This window comes from Brevundimonas huaxiensis (assembly GCF_014218725.1).
GTDB classification, from domain to species: Bacteria; Pseudomonadota; Alphaproteobacteria; order Caulobacterales; family Caulobacteraceae; genus Brevundimonas; species Brevundimonas huaxiensis.
Window position 1 is genome coordinate 250,998 of the sequence record NZ_JABBJE010000004.1, and the last position, 19,604, is coordinate 270,601.

Below are 19,604 nucleotides of genomic sequence, written 5' to 3' on the forward strand. Positions count from 1 at the left end.
TTTCCGTTTGACGAAAGGGCGGTGGTCAGTCGGCGCTGACGACCACCAGCTTGCGGTTCACGAACTCCTTGATGCCCACATCGCCCAACTCGCGGCCGAAGCCCGAGCGTTTGACGCCGCCGAACGGCAGCTCGGGCATAGAGGTCGTGGTGGTGTTGATGAAGACCATTCCGGTCTCGATGCGCGAGGCCAGTTTGCGGGCGCGGTCGGTGTCGCCCGAGAAGATCGAACCGCCCAGGCCGAAGTGGGAATCGTTGGCCAGGGCCACGACCGCGTCGTCGTCCTCGACCACGAAGACCTGGGCCACCGGGCCGAAGAACTCCTGATAGAAGGCCGGGTTGTCGCGCGCGACGTCGGTCAGGACGGTCGGCTCATAGAAGAAGCCGGTGCGGTCGGCGGGTTTGCCGCCGGTCACCGCCTTGGCGCCGTGCTGGATCGCCTCGTCCACCTGTTTGGTCAGGGTCTTCAGCGCATCCTCGGACGACAGCGGACCTAGGTCGGTGGCCTCGTCCAGCGGGTCGCCCATGACGGCGGTCTTCATGCCCTCGACGAAGCCGGTGATGAAGGGCTCGGAGACCGACTTCTGGACGATGAACCGCTTGGAGCCGGTGCAGACCTGTCCGGCGTTGGACAGGCGGCCCTCGACGCCTGCCGCGACCGCCTTTTCGATGTCGGCGTCGTCCAGCACCACGAAGACATCGCTGCCGCCCAGTTCCAGCGTGGACTTCTTCAGCATTTCCGAGGCGCGGGCCGAGACCTTGGCGCCGGCGCCCTCGGAACCCGTCAGGGCTACGCCCTGGATGCGGTCGTCGCCGATCAGTTCGGCGACCTTGTCCGAGGAAATGTAGAGGTTGGCGACGAAGCCTTCGGGCGCGCCGGCCTTGCGCACCAGTTCGGCGAACCGGGCGGCGCAGCGCGGCACGATGCCCGCGTGTTTGTAGAGCACGGGGTTGCCGACCGCGATGGCGGGAGCCACCACGCGGATTAGCTGATAGATCGGGAAGTTCCACGGCTCGACCGCCAGCAGCACGCCGATCGGGTGAAACTCGACCCAGGCCTCGCCCAGTTCGCTGTCGATCTTTTCAGGCTTGAGGAAGTCGGCGGCCTTGTCGGCGTAGTAGGCGGCGATGCCGGCGCACAGATCGATCTCGCCCTGCCCCTGAGCCAAGGGCTTGCCCATCTCCTCGGCCATGGTGCGGGCCAGGTCGTCTCGATTTTCGGTCAGAAGGCCCGACAGGGATTTCAGCACGGCCAGGCGCGGCTGGATGTCGCCCTTGGACCAATCCGAATGAAACAGTCCGTCGGCCTTCGCCAGGGCGGCCTCGACGGCGTCGTCAGTGTGTTCTGGATAGTCCTCGACCAGTTGTTCGGTGAAGGGATTGAGCGTGCGATAGGCCATGGGGCGTCCTGAGGCTTCGGTCGGACGCCCGGGGCGGCGCCGATCCGTTGTCAGGAAGGCAAACGCGACCTGTCGGGGCGGGTTGCCTGGCTGTCAGTCCGGATCGCTGAACGGCGGCGGGAGTTGGCCGGACGTGAAGAGGATGGTGGGCTCTTCGTCGTAGTCGCCCATTTCGGTGTCGGCCGATACGGCGAAGGCGACGACGCCCAGACGCAACGGCGCCAGACGTTCGGCCTTGCGACGCGCCTCTTCGGCATCCTTGCAGCCGACCTGGGGTTCGGCGCGCAGAGCCTTGCCCCGGCCCTGGACGTAGGCCTGGACGATGTAGACGGTTTCGGTTGCCATCCGCCTCCAAGCGACCTGTTCGGCGCTCAGGTCAATCGATCAATCAGGTGGCAGCTCTGTTTCATCCAAGCTTCAATCCAGCTTAAGGGCCTCGGCCAGCAGCCGGGCCTCGGCGGCGCGGCTGGAGCCGGCGCGCCAGGCGACGACGATCTCGCGATGGGGCGGGGCGCCGTCGGCCTGGTTTTCGAAGGCGCGAATGGCGACGGATGGGTTGTCGGCCAGACCGGCCTGCACCGCCATCTTCGGCAGGAAGGAGACGCCGAGGCCCGAGCCGACCATCTGAACCAGGGTGTGCAGGCTGGTGGCCGCAAAGACGTCGTCGCCGCGCGGGGCCTCGATATCCAACGCCGCCAGAGCGTGGTCGCGCAGGCAATGGCCGTCCTCCAGCAGGATCAGATCCTCGGCCCGCAGCGAGCCGGGACGGATGGGGCCGGGCGCGGCCAAGGCATGGTCGGCGGGGGCGGCGGCCATGATCTCGTCATCGCCGATGCGAGCGTGGGCGATGCCCGGCGCATCGTAAGGGAGGGCGATGACCGCCGCGTCGATCTGACCGGCCTTCAGCGCCGCGATCAGCCGAGGCGTCAGATCCTCGCGGATGAACAGCTTCAGGCTGGGATAGGCGGCCTTCACCGACGGGAGCTTGGCGGGCAGCAGAAAGGGGGCGACGGTGGGGATGACGCCCAGGCGGAAACGGCCGGATAGCAGACGCCCGGCGTTCTTGGCCGCCTCGACCAGATCCTCGGTGCGGGCCAGGACGTCCTCGGCGCGGCGAACGGCCTCCGCCCCGACGGCGGTCATGATCACGGCGCCGCGCGCGCGTTCGACCACCGGCGCGCCCAGAATGCGCTCAAGCTCCTGCACACCGGCGCTGAGGGCGGGCTGGCTGACATGGGCGGCCTCGGCGGCGCGCGAGAAGCTGCCGTGTTCGGCCAGGAGCTTGAGATACTGGAGCTGACGCAGGGTGGGGAGCATGGAAGCGGAATAGGCCTGTCCTATGCTGACGCCAAGGATAATCGATTGGCTTTATCTGTTTGACCCGTGTCGTATGACCCCATCATCTACAGGGCGATGGAAAATCGCTCGCCGTCGTGCGCCAGAGCAGCAGGGAGAAAACACCATGACCGACGAAGCCAAATGCCCCTTTTCCGGCCGGACGCCCCGGTCGGTCGCAGGCGGCGGCGTTCAGAACCGCGATTGGTGGCCCAACCAGCTGCGTGTCGATCTGCTGAACCAGCATTCGGCCAAGTCCGATCCGCTGGGCGAGTCGTTCAACTATCGCGAGGCCTTCTCCAAACTGGACTATGAGGCGCTGAAGGCCGATCTGCGCGCGCTGATGACGGACTCCAAGGATTGGTGGCCGGCGGACTTCGGCCATTACGGCCCGCAGTTCATCCGCATGGCCTGGCACAGCGCCGGCACCTATCGCGTCGGCGATGGTCGAGGCGGCGGCGGGCGGGGTCAGCAGCGGTTCGCGCCGCTGAACTCCTGGCCCGACAACGTCAATATCGACAAGTCGCGTCGCCTGCTGTGGCCCATCAAGCAGAAGTACGGCCAGGCCATCTCCTGGGCCGACCTGATGATCCTGACCGGGAACGTCGCACTGGAGACGATGGGGTTCCGCACCTTCGGCTTCTCGGGCGGCCGCGCCGACACCTGGGAGCCGGATCAGGACGTCTATTGGGGTCGCGAGACGACCTGGCTGGGCGGCGACGAACGCTATGCTCACGGCTCGGACGGGGTGGTGAAGCCTGGCGACGAGGCCGTGCTGGTTTCGGACGATGACGCCGACGGCGACGAGCATACGCGCGATCTGGAGAACCCGCTGGCGGCCGTGCAGATGGGCCTGATCTACGTCAATCCGGAGGGCCCCGACGGCAACCCCGATCCGATCGCGGCGGCGCGCGACATCCGCGACACCTTCGCCCGGATGGCGATGGACGACGAGGAGACGGTCGCCCTGATCGCGGGGGGCCATACCTTCGGCAAGACGCACGGCGCCGGCCCGGCCGATCACGTCGGCGCAGAGCCGGAAGGCGACGGCCTGGAGGCGCAAGGCCTGGGTTGGACCTCCACCTTCGGCACGGGGCACGGCGCCGACGCCATCACCAGCGGCCTGGAAGTCACCTGGACCCAGACGCCGGCCCAGTGGAGCAACTTCTATTTCGAGAACCTGTTCGGCTTCGAATGGGAGCTGGAGAAGTCCCCGGCGGGCGCGCATCAGTGGGTGGCCAAGGACGCGGGCGAGATCATCCCCGACGCCCACAATCCGGCCAGGAAGAAGCGGCCGACCATGCTGACGACCGACCTGTCGTTGCGGTTCGACCCGGAATATGAGAAGATCTCGCGCCGGTTCCTGAATGATCCGGAAGCGTTCGCCGACGCCTTTGCGCGGGCCTGGTTCAAGCTGACGCACCGCGATCTGGGGCCGCGTTCGCGCTACATCGGGCCGGAAGTCCCGAGCGAAGTTCTGTTGTGGCAGGATCCGGTGCCGGAGGTCGATCACCCGCTGATCGACGCGACGGACGCGGCGGCTCTGAAGGCCAAGGTGCTGGACTCGGGGCTGAGCACCGCCGAACTGGTCGGCACGGCCTGGGCCTCGGCCTCGACCTTCCGCGGCGGGGACAAGCGGGGCGGGGCCAACGGCGCCCGCATCCGTTTGGCGCCGCAGAAGGATTGGGCCGTCAATCAGCCCGAACAGCTGGACCGGGTGTTGAAGACGCTGGAGCGCATCCAGACCGAGTTTAATCAGGCGCAGACGGGCGGCAAGAAGGTCTCCCTGGCCGACCTGATCGTGCTGGCCGGCAATGTGGGCGTTGAGCAGGCGGCAAAGGCGGCGGGCCACGACGCCAGCGTGCCGTTCACGCCCGGCCGGACGGACGCCAGCCAGGCGGACACGGATGTCGAATCCTTCGGCTATCTGGAGCCGGTCGCCGACGGCTTCCGCAACTTCCAGAAGGCGCGCTATGCCGTGCCGGCCGAGTCGCTGCTGATCGATCAGGCGCAGCGGCTGACGCTGACGGCGCCGGAGATGACGGTGCTGATCGGCGGCCTGCGGGCGATCAACATCAATACGGGCGGCGCGACGCACGGCGTGCTGACTGAGCGGCCGGGCGTGCTATCCAACGATGTCTTCTTCAACCTGCTGGACATGGACGTGAAATGGGCGGCGACCTCGGACGCCAAGGACGTGTTCGAAGGCCGCGACCGCAAGACGGGCGAAGCCAAGTGGACCGGCACGCGCGTCGATCTGGTGTTCGGCTCCAACGCCGTGCTGCGCGCGCTGGCCGAGGTCTATGCCGGGGCCGACGCCGAAGGGAAGTTCGTCTCGGACTTCGTGGCGGCCTGGACCAAGGTGATGGAGCTGGACCGGTTCGACCTGCACGGCTGAGCCGCGGCAGAGGCGGAAAAGGAAGAGGGCCGGGCGCTGTCGCAGCGTCCGGCCTTTTCTTCGTGCGGATCAGCGCAACTTGATCTCGAACAGCTGCGGCCAGCGTTTGCCGGTGACGAACAGGCGCTTGCCCGCCGCATCCCAGGCGATGCCGTTCAGGACGTCGTCGTTGGGGTCGAGGTTCGCGCCTTTGGGGACCAGGGCGGTCAGGTCGATGAAGGCCCTGACCACGCCGGTCTCGGGATCGATGCGCGCGATGCGGTTGTCCTGCCAGATATTGGCGAAGACCTCGCCGTCGATCCATTCCAGTTCGTTGATCTGATCCAGCGGCCGGCCGTCGGCGGTGACCGCGACGCGGCCGGTCTCAGCCAGGGTTTCGGGGTCCAGAAAGCGCAGCTGATCGGTGCCGTCGCTCATGATCAGGCGGCGACCGTCGGTGGTCAGGGCCCAGCCCTCGCCCGGATAGGAGAAGCCGCCCAAGGGCGAGAAATCGTCCAGCTTCCAGATGAAGCCGATGTGGTTGCGCCAGGTCAGGCTGTAGAGCTTGCCGTTCAGCGTGGTCATGCCCTCGCCGAAATAGATGGTCGGCAAATCGCGCTGACGCTCTACGCGGCCGGTCTCCAGATCGACCTTGCGGATGAAGGACGGGTAAAGGCCCGTGCTCTCGTAAAGGCCGCCGTCATGGAAGAAGAGGCCTTCGGTAAAGGCGCGTGTGTCGTGCGGATAGGCCCGCACGACCTCGTAGGACTGGACCGGGACTTCGGCCCTGACCGGCAGGGCGACGCCTGTCGTCAGCAGCAGGCCGGCGACAAGGCCGGCGAGACGGGACGACAGGCGCATCATGAGCCTCAGCCCCGCTCGGCGGCGGCTTCGGCCTCGGCCTTCTGGGCGCGGGCCTCGGCGGCGTTCGCCTCGTTGCGTGCCAGTTCGGCCTTTTCCTTCTTGGATGCGGATTTGCGACCCAGCATGTTCAACGCCTCAACACCGGCCGAGAAGGCCATGGCCGCATAGATATAGCCCTTGGGCACATGATAGCCGAAGCCGTCGGCGATCAACACCATGCCGATCATCAGCAGGAAGCCGAGCGCCAGCATGACGACGCTGGGGTTCTTGTTGATGAAGTTGGCCAGCGGGTCAGCGGCCAGCAGCATGACGGTCACGGCGACCAAGACGGCGACGACCATGATCGGCAGGTGCTCGGTCATGCCGACGGCGGTCAGGATCGAGTCGATCGAGAAGACGATGTCCAACAGGATGATCTGGAAGATGGCCGCGCCGGCGTTGGCGATGACCACGTCCTTCTTGTCCATGACATCGTGGCTGGGCGTGGGATCGACCGTGTGGTGGATCTCCTTGGTCGCCTTCCAGACCAGGAACAGACCACCCGCGATAAGGATCAGGTCCTTCCAGGAGAATTCATTGCCCATGACGGTGAAGACCGGCTGCACCAGACCGACCAGCCAGGCGATGATCGACAGCAGGGCCAGGCGCATGATCAAAGCCAGGCCGATACCGATGCGCCGCACCTTCTGGCGCTGATTTTCGGGCAGCTTGTTCGACAGGATCGAGATGAAGATCAGGTTGTCGATGCCGAGCACGACTTCCATCACGATGAGGGTCACCAATGCGGCCCAGGCGGCCGGATCGGAGAGCAGGGGGGTTATGCTGTCGAGCATCGGGGTTCCAGATGTGGATAAAGCTTGAGCGGAAATCGCTAGGGCCGACGCGGGTTCCGATCAAGCGACGGGGTGCGGCGTCATGGTCGCACCCCCCCTTTGGCGCAGTCGCCCTTCCCACGCTGTGTGGAAGGAAACGGCGGCGCGCTCTCGCCCTGCGGCATCGGCGCGCCTTCACGCAATGTTGCGAGCGGCGAAACCCCGTGCTATCAGGCGCCCGGCTTGAAGGGGGCGTATTTACGGATACGGCCTCCGTCGTGCTTTGCGTAAGCATTTCAAGCTTTTGACCGTTGCGAGCCTCGCATTCGGTTGCGACCCTGACACAACGACCTCGGACCCTAATCAGTGGCTGATGATTTCAGAACGACGGAAGTCGGCGATCGCTACGCACAGGCGCTGTTCGACCTGGCGCTGGAAACCGGCCGCCTGGACGCCGTCCGCGCCGACCTGAAGTCGCTGAAGGCGGCCTGGACCGAAAGCGCCGACCTGCGTCGCCTGGCCACATCGCCCGTCATCGCCGCGCCCGATCAGGCCAAGGGTCTGGTCGCCATCGCCGCCAAGGCCAAGTTCGAGCAGACCACCACGAACTTCCTGGGCCTGCTGTCGCAGAACGGCCGCGCCAAGGACCTGCCGGCCGTGATCGCCGGGTTCGAGGCCCGCTACGCCAAACACGCCGGCGTCGTCGCCGCCGAGGTCGTCTCGGCCCAGCCGCTGGACGCCAAACAGGTCGCCGCCATCACCGCCGCCCTGTCCAAGAGCCTGGGCAAGGCGCCGGAACTAACCGCGCGCGTCGATCCGTCGATCCTGGGCGGCCTGAAAGTCAAGGTCGGCTCGAAACTGTTCGACGCCTCGCTGAAGACCAAGCTCGACCAGATGAAGTTCGCCCTGAAACGAGCCTAGACTCGTTTCAGAAACCAAAATGTTGCGCGCCTAAACGCGCTCCCGCCACCCAGAATGCGCGCCTGAACGGCGCACCCGCAGAAGACTGAAGAACAGAGAGCCCGTCATGGACATCCGCGCCGCTGAAATCTCGGCCATCCTCAAGTCGCAGATCGCTAACTTCGGCGTCGAAGCCGATGTCTCCGACGTCGGCAGCGTGCTGTCGGTCGGCGACGGCATCGCCCGCATCCACGGTCTGGACAATGTCCAGGCCGGTGAAATGGTCGAGTTCACCAAGGCCGGCGTGAAGGGCATGGCCCTGAACCTGGAACGCGACAATGTGGGCGCCGTGATCTTCGGCGCCGACGCCGCCATCGCCGAGGGCGACGACGTGCGCCGCCTGGGCGAGATCGTGGACGTGCCGGTCGGCCGCGGCCTGCTGGGCCGCGTCGTCAACCCGCTGGGCGAGCCGATCGACGGCAAGGGCCCGATCGAATTCACCGAGCGCCGCCGCGTGGACGTCAAGGCGCCCGGCATCATCCCGCGCAAGTCGGTTCACGAGCCGATGCAGACCGGCCTGAAGGCCATCGACACCCTGATCCCCGTCGGCCGCGGCCAGCGCGAGCTGATCATCGGCGACCGTCAGGTCGGCAAGACCGCCGTCGCCATCGACACCATCCTGAACCAGAAGAGCGTCAACAAGACCGACGACGAGAGCGCCAAGCTCTACTGCATCTACGTCGCCATTGGTCAGAAGCGTTCGACGGTCGCCCAGATCGTCAAGACCCTCGAAGAGTCCGGCGCGCTGGAATACACGATCGTCGTGGCCTGCACCGCCTCGGAGCCCGCCCCGCTGCAGTTCCTCGCCCCGTTCGCCGGCACCGCCATGGGCGAGTTCTTCCGCGACAACGGCATGCACGCCCTGATCGTCTATGACGATCTGTCGAAACAGGCCGTCGCCTATCGCCAGATGTCGCTGCTGCTGCGCCGTCCGCCCGGCCGTGAAGCCTATCCGGGCGACGTCTTCTACCTGCACAGCCGCCTGCTGGAGCGTTCGGCCAAGCTGAACGAGGACTACGGTTCGGGCTCGATGACCGCCCTGCCGATCATCGAAACCCAGGCCAACGACGTTTCGGCCTACATCCCCACCAACGTGATCTCGATCACCGACGGCCAGATTTTCCTGGAATCGGACCTGTTCTATCAGGGCATCCGTCCGGCCGTGAACGTCGGCATCTCGGTGTCGCGCGTCGGCTCGTCGGCCCAGACCAAGGCGATGAAGAAGGTCGCCGGTTCGATCAAGGGCGAGCTGGCCCAGTATCGCGAGATGGCCGCCTTCGCCAAGTTCGGCTCGGACCTGGACGCCTCGACCCAGAAGCTGCTGGCGCGCGGCGCCCGCCTGACGGAACTGCTGAAGCAGCCGCAGTATTCGCCGCTGGCGATGGAAGAGCAGGTCGTCTCGGTCTACGCCGGCACGCGCGGCTATATCGACGGCATCGCAGTCGGCGACGTCGGCCGCTTCGAGAAGGAGCTGCTGGCGCGCATCCATGCGAACCACGCGTCGCTGCTGGAAGGCATCCGCACCAAGAAGGACCTGACCTCGGACCTCGAAGCCGAGCTGAAGGACATCCTGGCCGCCTTCGTCAAGACCTTCGCCTGAGCCCCTCCGGACAGCTGAGAGAGTAGCGCCGGATGGCCAGCCTTAAGGAAATGCGCAATCGGATCGGAAGCGTGAAAGCCACGCAGAAGATCACGAAAGCCATGCAGATGGTCGCCGCGGCCAAGCTGAAGCGCGCCCAGGATCAGGCCGAGAGCGCCCGGCCCTATGCGCAGAAGATGGCCTCGGTCATCGCCAATCTGGCCGCCGGCATCTCGGGCGCCGACGCGCCCAAGATGCTGTCGGGCACGGGCCAGGACCAGCGTCACCTGATCGTGGTGGCGACGGCGGACAAGGGTCTGGCGGGCGGTTTCTCGACCAACGTCATCCGCGCCGCGCGCGAGCGGATCAACAGCCTGATCAACGCCGGCAAGGACGTGAAGATCATCGCCGTCGGCAAGAAGTCGCGCGATCAGCTGGCGCGTCTGTACGGCGACAAGGTGGTCCACACCTTCGAACTGTCGGACCACAAGACGATCGGCCTGCCGTCGGCCCAGCCGGTCGCCGAAATGATCGCCACGGCGTTCGAAGAGGGGCAGGCCGATGTGGTCACCCTATTCTACAGCCAGTTCAAGTCGGTGATCCAACAGGTCCCCACGGCCAAGCAGCTGATCCCGGCCGTGGTCGAGGGCGATGCGGCGCCGATCGACCTGAACGGCGCGGTCTATGAGTACGAGCCCTCGGAAGAGGAAATCCTGGAAACTCTGCTGCCGCGCGCGCTGACGACCCAGATCCTGGCCGCGCTGTACGAGAACCAGGCCGGCTTCTTCGGTTCGCAGATGGCGGCGATGGACAACGCGACGCGAAACGCGGGCGACCTCATCAACGCCCTGACGCTGCAGTACAACCGCAAGCGCCAAGCCCAGATCACCACCGAGCTGATCGAGATCATCGCCGGCGCCGAAGCCCTCTGATCCCGACCGAACAGACATTCCGATACGGACCCTGACCATGACCGACACCGTCGCCGCCAAGAAACCCGCAGCCCGCAAGCCCGCCGCCAAGAAGGCCGCTCCGGACGCCGCTCCCGTCAACGCCGCCGGCACGGGCAAGATCGCCCAGGTCATCGGCGCCGTCGTGGACGTCGAGTTCGACGGCCACCTGCCGGCGATCCTGAACGCCCTGCACACCCAGAACGTCGACCAGAAGACGGGCGAGCCCTTCACCCTGGTTCTGGAAGTCGCCCAGCACCTGGGTGAGAACATGGTCCGCGCCATCTCGATGGACACGACCGAAGGCCTGACGCGCGGCCAGCCCGTGACAGACACCGGCTCGTCGATCCAGGCGCCGGTCGGCCCGGGCACCCTGGGCCGCATCATGAACGTCGTCGGCCAGCCGATCGACGAAGCCGGCCCGATCGCCACCACCGAATACCGCCCGATCCACAAGGAAGCGCCCAGCTTCGAAGAGCAGTCGACCTCTTCTGAAATCCTGGTCACGGGCATCAAGGTCATCGACCTGATGTGCCCCTACACCAAGGGCGGCAAGATCGGCCTGTTCGGCGGCGCCGGCGTGGGCAAGACCGTGACCATGCAGGAGCTGATCAACAACATCGCCAAGGCGTACGGCGGTTATTCGGTTCTGGCCGGCGTGGGCGAGCGCACCCGCGAAGGCAACGACCTGTATCACGAGATGATCGAGTCCAACGTGAACGTGGACCCGTCCAAGAACGGCGGCTCGACCGAGGGCTCCAAGTGCGCCTTGGTCTACGGCCAGATGAACGAGCCCCCCGGCGCCCGCGCCCGCGTCGCCCTGACCGGCCTGTCGATCGCGGAATACTTCCGTGACGAAGAAGGCAAGGACGTGCTGCTGTTCGTCGACAACATCTTCCGCTTCACGCAAGCCGGTTCGGAAGTGTCGGCTCTGCTGGGCCGCATCCCCTCGGCCGTGGGCTATCAGCCGACGCTGGCCACCGAGATGGGCAACCTGCAAGAGCGGATCACCTCGACCAAGAAGGGTTCGATCACGTCGGTCCAGGCCATCTACGTGCCCGCCGACGACCTGACCGACCCGGCGCCCGCCGCCTCGTTCGCCCACTTGGACGCCACGACCGTTCTGTCGCGTGACATCGCCGCCCAGGCCATCTTCCCGGCCGTCGATCCGCTGGACTCGACCTCGCGGATCATGGACCCGCTGGTCATCGGCGACGAACACTACAACGTCGCCCGTTCGGTTCAGGAAGTGCTGCAGCAGTACAAGGGCCTGAAGGACATCATCGCCATCCTGGGCATGGACGAGCTGTCGGAAGAGGACAAGCTGGTCGTCTCGCGCGCCCGCAAGATCCAGCGCTTCCTGTCGCAGCCCTTCTTCGTGGCCGAACAGTTCACCAACTCGCCCGGCAAGTTCGTCGAGCTGGCCGACACGATCCGCTCGTTCAAGGGCATCGTCGCCGGTGAATACGACCACCTGCCGGAAGCCGCCTTCTACATGGTCGGCTCCATCGAAGAGGCCGTCGCCAAGGCCGAGAAGATGGCGTCGGAAGCCTGATCATGGCCGGCAAGCTGAACTTCTCCCTCGTCTCGCCGGAACGCGAGGTCTTCTCGGGCCTCGTGGACCAGGTCGATGCACCGGGCGTCGAGGGCGACTTCGGCGTTCTGCCGGATCATGCGCCCTTCATGACCGCCCTGCGCGAGGGTCTGGTGACCGTCTATAACAACGGCTCAAAGACCCAGTACGACGTCCACGGCGGCTTCGCCGACGTCAACGGCGAAGGTCTGACCATCCTGGCCGAACAGGCCACCGAGGTCGTCGCGGCCTGATCCTAATTATTTCAGTTGACGCAAACGACCCCGCCGTGATCGCGTCGGGGTCGTTTTCATTTCAGCATTGGCGATCATGAAGCGCGTCCTGACACTCATCGCCATTCCGGTGCTGCTCGGCGCCACGTCCGGCTGCGCGGCCCTGGACGAGCCGAATCTGGACGCCAATGGGTGCCGGCCGGCCATGGCGATCTATCAACCGCCGGTGCGTATGGGCGGCGCAGGCCAGGTGATCAATATTCCAGCGTCCTGTCCCTCCGACTCGATGTTGCAGGCACGGATCGCGCGGGCCGACGCCCAGATCGTCACGGGGCAGACGCCGGTCAGCGCGCCCGCTGCGGCCGCAGCCACAGCCCGGCCCGCGCCGCCGCGTCCGGTCGAGCCTGTCGCCGCCATTCTGAACGGCGTCGACGCGTTCTGCGGCTGGTTCCTGGGCGATAAGCCCTATTCGCTGGAGGGCCTGCGTCAGGCGGCCTTCGACGCCGGCTACGGTCGCGGAGCGCCTGTGCAGATGATCCCGCTGCCGGAAATGCGCGAAGCGCTGTCCTACAGCACGATGGGTTTCACCGCCGTCATCGCCAATCCGCCCAGCGACGGGCACGGCATGGCCGCCTTCGTGACTTTCCATGACCCGGCGTGTCAGGTGCTGGTTTATGGCTATGCCGAGGCGGCGCAAATCGCGCTGACGCGACTGGAGAAGGAAGGGTGGCGCAAGGAGGGCGGGCCGATCTCCCTGCCGGAGATGACGGCGCAACGTTATCGCGGCCACGGCATGACCCTGACGGCGCACCGCCCAAGCGCGCCGACGGAGGGCGCACGGCTTGAGCTGATCCTGAACCTGACGCCCGGCGAAACCTCCACGCGGGGACTGCTGGATTAGGCGCGGTCGGCTGACAGATCGACGGCGGACGGCTAAGACCGGTCCATGACCGATCTCATCGACATCCACGGCGTCTGCGCACCCGGTTTTGAGGCCGTGCGCGAGACGTTCGCCGCCAACTTCGCCGACGCGCCCGAGGGGCTGAACGAGCAGGCGGCGCGGTTCAGCGTGCTGGTCGAGGGCGAGGCGGTCGTCGATCTGTGGGCGGGCCATGCGGATACGGCCAGGACGACGCCGTTCACCGACACCACCCTGACCTCGGTGTTTTCGACCGGCAAGGCGGTGATGGCCATCCTGATGGCGAGCGCGGTCGAGGCCGGGCAGATCGACTATGACCAGCCGGTCGCCTCGCTGTGGCCCGAGTTCGGCGCGGCGGGCAAGGCGGAGGTCACCGTCGCCCAGTTGATGAGCCACCAGTCGGGGCTGCCAGGTTTTTCAGAGGCGGTCGATCCGACGATCTGGTTCGATGTGTCCGCAGTTCTGTCGCGTCTGGCGGCGCAGGCGCCGATGTGGGCGCCGGGTTCGGCCTCGGGCTATCACCCGATCACCGTCGGCTATCTGGCCAATGAGGTCTATCGCCGCGCGACCGGACGGACAATGGGCCAGGCGCTGCGCCAGGACTTCCCAGAGCTGGACCTGTGGATCGGCCTGCCCGAAAGCGAGCATGGACGGGTGGCGCAGATGCGCAAACCCACGGCGGCGCCCAGCCTGGGGGCCATCGATCCGATCAAACAGGCGGCCTTCCTGGATCGCGGCTCGGCGCCGGGCGGGCGCGGTTCGGCGGCCTGGCGCGAGATGGAGGTTCCGTCGGCCAATCTGCACGGCACGGCCCTGGGTCTGGCGAAGATGCTGGGCGTGGTCGCCAATGGCGGCGTGCTGGACGGCCGGTCGGTGCTGTCGGCGGGAACGCTGAATCAGCTGACGCGCGAGCGCATCCACGGGCCGGACAAGGTACTGCCCTATACGATCAGCTGGGCGGCCGGGCTGATGCGCAATGACGGGCTGAAGGTCTTCGGGCCGAACGACGCTTTCGGCCATTACGGCTGGGGTGGGTCCATGGCCATGGCGGATCCGTCGCGGAAGCTGTCGGCGGCCTATGTGATGACGCGCCAGTCGCCGCACCTGATCGGCGACCCCCGCCCCAAACGGTTGCTGGACGCGCTTTACGCCGCTTTCTGAGCCGGGCCGGGCGCGGTCAGCAGACCGATCAAGCCGGCCAAGCCCGCGCAGGCGGCGCACGTCAGGATCACGGCCCGGAACGCTGCATGGAAGGCGTCGCGGGCGACGGGCGTGATCTCGCCGCCCGACATGACATAGGCCAGCTGGGCGCGCGCGTCAGGCAGGTCAGCGACCCCGGCGAAGACCGCAGACAGCACCAGGCCCAAAAGGGCGACGGCCAGAAGGCTGGCCACGCGCGCCACCGCATTGTTGACGCCCGAGGCCACGCCGGTGTGGCCCGCCTTGACCGCTCCCATGACCGTCGCCGTCAGCGGCCCGACCGCCAGGGTCATGCCGATCGCCAGCACCGTCATACCCGCCAGCGGTCCGTCGATATAGCCCGCGCCCGGCGCAGGCACCGCGAGGAGCGCCAGTCCGATCCCGGCCAGGGCCGGCCCGACGCTGAGCGACAGGCGCGCGCCGAACCGATCGGCGATCCGTCCAGCGAGGCCGGAGAACAGGCCCATGACGGCGGCGAAGGGCAGCATGGCGGCCCCGGCCTCGGTCGCGCTCCAGCCGTGAACGCGGATCAGATCGAAGGGCAGGAAGAACATCGCCCCGCCCAGGGCGAAATAGAGCAGCAGGGTCAGCAGATTGATTCCGCTGAACACCGAGGACGAAAACAGGCCCAGCGGCATCATCGGGTGGCTCTGGCGCGCCTCGGCCCAGACGAAGGCGGCCAGCAGCGCCGCGCCCACGGCCAGTCCGGCCAGGATCACGGGCGATGCGAACCCCAGGTCGGGCGCGGCGGTCAGGGCCCAGGTCAGGGCGCCCAGCCCGGCGACGGCCAGAACCGCGCCCAGACCATCCAGACCGCGCGCGTCGGGATCGCGGCTCTCGGGCGTGGCGGCCAGGGTCACGACGGCGGTCAGGATCGCCAGCGGGACATTGATCCAGAAGATGGCGCGCCAGTCGGCGGCGTCGGCCAGCCATCCCCCGATCAGCGGCCCGACCATGCCGGTCAGGGCCCCGAACCCGGCCCAGGTGCCAAAGGCCTTGCCGCGCTCCTCGGGCGGGAAGGTCGCGCCGATGACCGCCAGGGCGCCGGGCGTCAGCAGGGCCGCACCGATCCCCTGGATCGCTCGGCCGGCGACCAGGGCTTGGACGGTGGGCGCCAGGGCGCAGCCGATGGAGGCCAGGGCGAAGATCGCGACCCCAATCAGAAAGACCCGCCGACGGCCGAACCGATCGCCGGCCGCTCCGCCGATCAAAACCAGGGCGCCAAGCGTCAGCAGATAGGCGTTCGACACCCACTGCACCGCCGCCGTGCCGGCCGCGAGATCCCGCTGCACGGCGGGCAGGGCGACGCCCAGGGCGGAGCCGTCGATGAAGGTCAGGCTGGAGCCCAGCACCGTCGCGGCCAGCACCCAGCGTTTGCGCGCCGCCGACAGCGGATGGGCCGGTTCGGCGGCGGCGTGGACCTGTCCGCCTTCGCAAGGGCCCGGTTGGGCGGTCGTCATGGCCTCGCCTCCGTGTGGGCGAAGGCTACGCCGGTTCCGCCGTGGTCTTCAACGCCTCGCGTGCGGCGCGGCTGCGATTGAAGGCGGCCAGGGCGAAGACGCCGGCGCCGGCCCAGATGAAGACGAAGGAGACGATCCGCAGCAGGGTTAGAGGCTCGCCGGTCGCGACGCCGCAGGCGAACTGCAGCGTCGGGGCCAGGAACTGGATGAAGCCGACCGTGGACAGGGGCAGACGCCGCGCCGACCAGGCGAACAGCGCCAGCGGGATCACGGTCGCCGGGCCATTCGCCAGCGCCCAGATCAGGCCGGAGGGCGAGGCGAACCCGACCGCCTGACCGTGTGTGGTCAGCCAGGCCAGGAAGACCGCGCCGATGGGCAGCAGCACCAGACATTCCACGAACAGACCGGTCTGGGCCGAGGCGGGCACGCGCTTTCGGATCACCGCATAGGCGCAGAAGGTGACCGCCAGGGTCAGGCCGATGATCGGCACATGCCCGAGGGCGATCGTCTGGATCACGACCCCAATGGCGGCCAGACCGATGGCGAGCGCGCTCCAGCGGTCGATCTTCTCGCGGAACAGGACGGCGCCGGCCGCCATGTTGAGCAGGGGATTGATATAGTAGCCGAGGCTAGCCTCCAGCGTCGCATGATGGGTGGTGGCGAAGACGTAGAGGCTCCAGTTGGTGCCGATCAACAGCGCGGACAGGGCCAGCCAGGCCAGGGTGCGCGGCGTGGCCAGCACCCGGCGCGCCTCGCCCCATTGCCCGGCCAGCAGCAGGACCAGGCCCGCCACGAAGACCGACCAGACCGCCCGGTGCGCCAGGATTTCTGGCGCGCCGAAGCCGTGCGCCGACATCGCCATGAACAACAGCGGCAGCAACCCCCACAGGGTGTAGCAGGCGATAGCCGTGCCGACGGCGCGCGGGTCGTTGGGAGAGGGGGAGGCGGTCATGGGGTCCTTCATCCCCGCCATCATCCTCGGGTTTGACCCGAGGATCGGGCGCGGCGGGCGCCTGTGCGTCGCTCGTTCGCACCAGCGGCGGAGCATCCGGTCCTCGGGTCAAGCCCGAGGATGACGGGGTGGAGCGTCAGACCGTGATCGAACGATATCCCGACGACGACTTGATCACGCCCGTCTCGTCCAGAAGCTGGGCGATCTGGACGGCGTTCAAGGCGGCGCCCTTGCGCAGGTTGTCGGACACGACCCAAAGGTTCAGGCCGTTCTCGACGGTCGGGTCCTTGCGGATGCGGCTGACATAGACGGCGTGTTCGCTGGCGGCGTCGACGGGGGTGATGTAGCCGTCGTGCTCCTGCTTATCGATGACCAGCACGCCGGGCGCCTCGCGCAGGATGGCGCGGGCCTCGTCGGGTTCGATGGGGCGGTCGAACTGGACGTTCACGGCCTCGGAGTGACCCACGAAGACCGGCACGCGCACGCAGGTGACGGTGACCTGGATGTCGGGGTCCAGCATCTTGTGCGTCTCGTCCGACATCTTCTTCTCCTCGTCGGTGGAGCCGTCCTCGAGGAAGGAACCGATGTAGGGGATGACGTTGAAGGCGATCTGTTTGGGGAACTTCTTGGGCGTGGCGTCGCCCAGGCCGTAGATGGCCTTGGTCTGGTTCCACAGCTCGTCCATGCCTTCCTTGCCGGCGCCGGACACCGACTGATAGGTCGAGACGACCACCCGCTTGATCTTGGCCGCATCGTGCAGCGGCTTCAGCGCCGTCACCAGCTGAATGGTCGAGCAGTTGGGGTTGGCGATGATGTTCTTCTTGGTCGCGTCCTTGATGGCGTCCGGGTTCACCTCGGGCACGATCAGCGGCACGTCGGGGTCCTTGCGGAAGGCCGAGGAGTTGTCGATCACGATGGGGCCGGCCTTGCCGATCTTCTCGGACCATTCCTTGGACACCGCGCCGCCGGCGGACATCAGGACGATATCGACCTTTGAGAAGTCGAACTGCTCGATGTCCTGGCATTTGACGGTCTTGTCGCCGAAGGAGACCTCGACGCCCTTGGACTTGCGCGAGGCGATGGCGTGGATTTCATCGACGGGGAATTCCAGCTCCTCGAGGATGTTCAGCATTTCGCGGCCCACATTGCCCGTGGCCCCGACGATGGCGACGCGATAACCCATGTTTCTTGTCCTTCGGACGCGCTACCGCTCCGCCCACGGGGCCTCGCTGCTTGAGCGCATTGTAGTGATGGCCTTGCAAATAGGCGTTCAGGGCCGTGAAGCAATCGCTTTTCGCTGGAGGGAGCGTTAAGCACCGCTCCCATGACCTCCCGTATCCGCAACGCCTACGACATCCGCGTGGAAGAGGGCGTGCTGACGCCCGATCCGGCGCAGGATAGCGTGATCACGGCGCTGGAGCGCCTGGAGGTCGATCTGGCCAAACGCGGCCTGTTCGGCAAGGCGCCGGAGGTGCGGGGCGTCTATCTCTACGGCCCGCCCGGACGCGGCAAGTCGATGCTGATGGACCTGTTCTATTCGGCGACGCCGGAGCCGCGAAAGACGCGCGCGCACTTTCACGCCTTCATGGCCCGTATCCACGACCTGGTGAAACAGTGGCGCGAAGGGGATGCGAAGACCCGCAAGGCCGTGTTCGGAACCCACAGGGGCGACGATCCTATCCCGCCGATCGCGAAGCTGATCGCGTCGGAAGCCCGGCTGCTGTGTTTCGACGAACTGCAGGTCACCGACATCGCCGACGCCATGATCCTGGGCCGGCTGTTCGAAGCCCTGTTCGAGGATCGGGTGGTGCTGGCCATCACTTCGAACCGCGCGCCGGAGGACCTCTACAAGAACGGCATCAACCGCCAGCTCTTCCTGCCCTTCATCGACATCATCCGCGAGCGTTGCATGGTCGTGGAGACGGCCGGGGCGCGGGACTGGCGGTTGGACCGGATGACCTCGGCCCAGGTCTGGCACACGCCGGACGACCGCGCGGCGTTCGAGGCGTTATGGCGCGAGCTGAAGGGGGGCGAACCGGAGGAGCCGGCGCACCTGAGCGTGTTGGGCCGCGATGTGGTGGTGCAGCGCACCGTGGGATCGATGGCGCGGGCGACGTTTGCCGAGCTGTGCGCCAGGCCGCTGGGGCCGCAGGACTATCTGGCCATCGCCCAGCGGTTCCACACCCTGTTCCTGGAAGACGTGCCGATCCTGAGCTCGGCCAACCACCACGAAGCGCGGCGTCTGGTGACCCTGGTGGACGCCCTCTATGAGGCCAAGACCAAGCTGATTGTGCTGGCGGCGGCCAAGCCGGAGGCCCTCTATACCGAAGGGGTGGGGGCGTTCGAGTTCGAGCGCACCGTGTCGCGCTTCAACGAAATGCAGAGCAAGGACTGGCTGGCGCACGTCCGCGAGTGATGGCTAGGGTGTCGGCTGACCTTCGGAGTGTTTTCATGCGCCGTCTCGCCCTCGCCGCCGCCCTTGCTTTGACCTTATCGCCGCTGACGGCGGCAGGAGCGTTCGCCCAGACGGCGCCGGCTGCGGCCAGTCGCGGGCTGACGCCGGCCGAGGTTGCGACTTGGATCACCGGGTTGGGCGGGCGGGTCGGGCCTGTGCAGACCGAGAACGGCCTGACCTTCTTCACCGTGACCAATGCGGGCCTGACCTGGGCGGTCTTCTTCTATGGCTGCGAGGCGTCTGGCTGCGGCGAGGTTCAGTTCAGCGCCGTTGTGCCGGGCGCCGGCGCGACGCTGGATGCGGTCAACGCCTGGAACCGCGACAACCGCTATCTGAAAGCCTTCCACACCGCCGCCGAAACGCCGACGGCGACGGTGCAGTACGATGTCGTCGTGCTGTCGGGCGAAGGCGTGGCGCAACTGGCGGACCCGCTGACGGTCTGGCTGCAACTGCTGCCCAAGTTTGCGGCAGGCATGGGCTACGTCGCGCCGCGATGAGCTGCCTCCCCCAACGGGAGAAGGGAAAAGAAAAAGGGC

Annotated in this window: 18 protein-coding genes; 10 read left to right on the top strand and 8 right to left on the bottom strand. The window is 66.9% G+C overall.

All coding sequences use genetic code 11. From position 1 onward, the window contains the following. Positions 1 to 25: 25 nt before the first annotated feature. The 3 genes from HF680_RS10270 to HF680_RS10280 all read right to left on the bottom strand — a co-directional run bounded on the left by HF680_RS10270 (position 26) and on the right by HF680_RS10280 (position 2,716). Positions 26 to 1,399 carry an NAD-dependent succinate-semialdehyde dehydrogenase gene (locus tag HF680_RS10270; RefSeq protein WP_185224998.1) on the bottom strand — a complete coding sequence of 458 codons (1,374 nt, stop codon included), beginning with the start codon at positions 1,397 to 1,399 and terminating at the stop codon, positions 26 to 28. A gap of 93 nt (positions 1,400 to 1,492) precedes the next feature. Beyond that, positions 1,493 to 1,744, bottom strand: coding sequence for a hypothetical protein (locus HF680_RS10275; protein ID WP_165114962.1), 252 nt, complete (start codon positions 1,742 to 1,744; stop codon positions 1,493 to 1,495). 72 nt (positions 1,745 to 1,816) lie between these two features. Continuing rightward, positions 1,817 to 2,716 (bottom strand): hydrogen peroxide-inducible genes activator, encoded by a 900-nt coding sequence (locus HF680_RS10280; protein ID WP_017506284.1) that lies wholly within the window; start codon positions 2,714 to 2,716, stop codon positions 1,817 to 1,819. A gap of 145 nt (positions 2,717 to 2,861) precedes the next feature. Here HF680_RS10280 and katG point away from each other — a divergent pair, with 145 nt between their 5' ends. Continuing rightward, entirely contained in the window at positions 2,862 to 5,132 is a 2,271-nt protein-coding gene (gene katG, locus HF680_RS10285) for a catalase/peroxidase HPI (RefSeq protein ID WP_185224999.1), read from the top strand. Between the two features lie 69 nt (positions 5,133 to 5,201). On the opposite strand, the gene HF680_RS10290 is transcribed toward katG, so the two are convergent. Together HF680_RS10290 and HF680_RS10295 are read right to left on the bottom strand one after the other, a co-directional pair. Continuing rightward, positions 5,202 to 5,975 carry a glutaminyl-peptide cyclotransferase gene (locus HF680_RS10290; RefSeq protein WP_185225000.1) on the bottom strand — a complete coding sequence of 258 codons (774 nt, stop codon included), beginning with the start codon at positions 5,973 to 5,975 and terminating at the stop codon, positions 5,202 to 5,204. A 5-nt stretch (positions 5,976 to 5,980) separates the two neighbouring features. Continuing rightward, complete coding sequence (locus HF680_RS10295; protein WP_185225001.1) at positions 5,981 to 6,808, bottom strand: TerC family protein; 828 nt, start codon at positions 6,806 to 6,808, stop codon at positions 5,981 to 5,983. A gap of 345 nt (positions 6,809 to 7,153) precedes the next feature. On the opposite strand from HF680_RS10295, the gene HF680_RS10300 reads away from it, so the two are divergent. The 7 genes from HF680_RS10300 to HF680_RS10330 all read left to right on the top strand — a co-directional run bounded on the left by HF680_RS10300 (position 7,154) and on the right by HF680_RS10330 (position 14,162). Then, a complete protein-coding gene (locus tag HF680_RS10300) occupies positions 7,154 to 7,708 on the top strand; it encodes a F0F1 ATP synthase subunit delta (RefSeq protein ID WP_185225002.1) in 555 nt (184 codons plus the stop codon). A 106-nt stretch (positions 7,709 to 7,814) separates the two neighbouring features. Beyond that, complete coding sequence (atpA, locus tag HF680_RS10305; RefSeq protein WP_017506807.1) at positions 7,815 to 9,347, top strand: F0F1 ATP synthase subunit alpha; 1,533 nt, start codon at positions 7,815 to 7,817, stop codon at positions 9,345 to 9,347. A gap of 32 nt (positions 9,348 to 9,379) precedes the next feature. Further along, complete coding sequence (locus HF680_RS10310; protein ID WP_185225003.1) at positions 9,380 to 10,258, top strand: F0F1 ATP synthase subunit gamma; 879 nt, start codon at positions 9,380 to 9,382, stop codon at positions 10,256 to 10,258. Positions 10,259 to 10,295: 37 nt separating this feature from the next. After that, the gene (gene atpD / locus HF680_RS10315; protein WP_045809979.1) at positions 10,296 to 11,831 is read left to right on the top strand and encodes a F0F1 ATP synthase subunit beta; all 1,536 of its coding nucleotides are present in this window, start codon (positions 10,296 to 10,298) and stop codon (positions 11,829 to 11,831) included. A 2-nt stretch (positions 11,832 to 11,833) separates the two neighbouring features. After that, positions 11,834 to 12,103 (top strand): ATP synthase F1 subunit epsilon, encoded by a 270-nt coding sequence (locus HF680_RS10320; RefSeq protein WP_039243854.1) that lies wholly within the window; start codon positions 11,834 to 11,836, stop codon positions 12,101 to 12,103. A 76-nt stretch (positions 12,104 to 12,179) separates the two neighbouring features. Continuing rightward, a complete protein-coding gene (locus HF680_RS10325) occupies positions 12,180 to 12,983 on the top strand; it encodes a hypothetical protein (RefSeq protein WP_185225004.1) in 804 nt (267 codons plus the stop codon). 45 nt (positions 12,984 to 13,028) lie between these two features. Then, positions 13,029 to 14,162: a serine hydrolase domain-containing protein gene (locus HF680_RS10330; protein WP_185225005.1), complete on the top strand. Its 1,134-nt coding sequence runs from the start codon at positions 13,029 to 13,031 to the stop codon at positions 14,160 to 14,162. Here HF680_RS10330 and HF680_RS10335 read toward each other — a convergent pair. The 3 genes from HF680_RS10335 to HF680_RS10345 all read right to left on the bottom strand — a co-directional run bounded on the left by HF680_RS10335 (position 14,147) and on the right by HF680_RS10345 (position 17,796). Next, positions 14,147 to 15,661: an MFS transporter gene (locus tag HF680_RS10335; RefSeq protein WP_185225006.1), complete on the bottom strand. Its 1,515-nt coding sequence runs from the start codon at positions 15,659 to 15,661 to the stop codon at positions 14,147 to 14,149. The genes HF680_RS10330 and HF680_RS10335 overlap by 16 nt on opposite strands. Positions 15,662 to 15,686: 25 nt before the next feature. Beyond that, positions 15,687 to 16,613: an EamA family transporter RarD gene (gene rarD, locus HF680_RS10340; protein WP_205196204.1), complete on the bottom strand. Its 927-nt coding sequence runs from the start codon at positions 16,611 to 16,613 to the stop codon at positions 15,687 to 15,689. Positions 16,614 to 16,749: 136 nt separating this feature from the next. Next, on the bottom strand, positions 16,750 to 17,796 hold the full coding sequence (locus tag HF680_RS10345; protein ID WP_137720605.1) for an aspartate-semialdehyde dehydrogenase: 1,047 nt from the start codon (positions 17,794 to 17,796) through the stop codon (positions 16,750 to 16,752). A gap of 141 nt (positions 17,797 to 17,937) precedes the next feature. Here HF680_RS10345 and zapE point away from each other — a divergent pair, with 141 nt between their 5' ends. Further along, entirely contained in the window at positions 17,938 to 19,029 is a 1,092-nt protein-coding gene (gene zapE, locus HF680_RS10350; protein ID WP_137720606.1) for a cell division protein ZapE, read from the top strand. A 35-nt stretch (positions 19,030 to 19,064) separates the two neighbouring features. After that, a complete protein-coding gene (locus HF680_RS10355; RefSeq protein WP_168189871.1) occupies positions 19,065 to 19,565 on the top strand; it encodes a YbjN domain-containing protein in 501 nt (166 codons plus the stop codon). Positions 19,566 to 19,604: the final 39 nt, after the last annotated feature.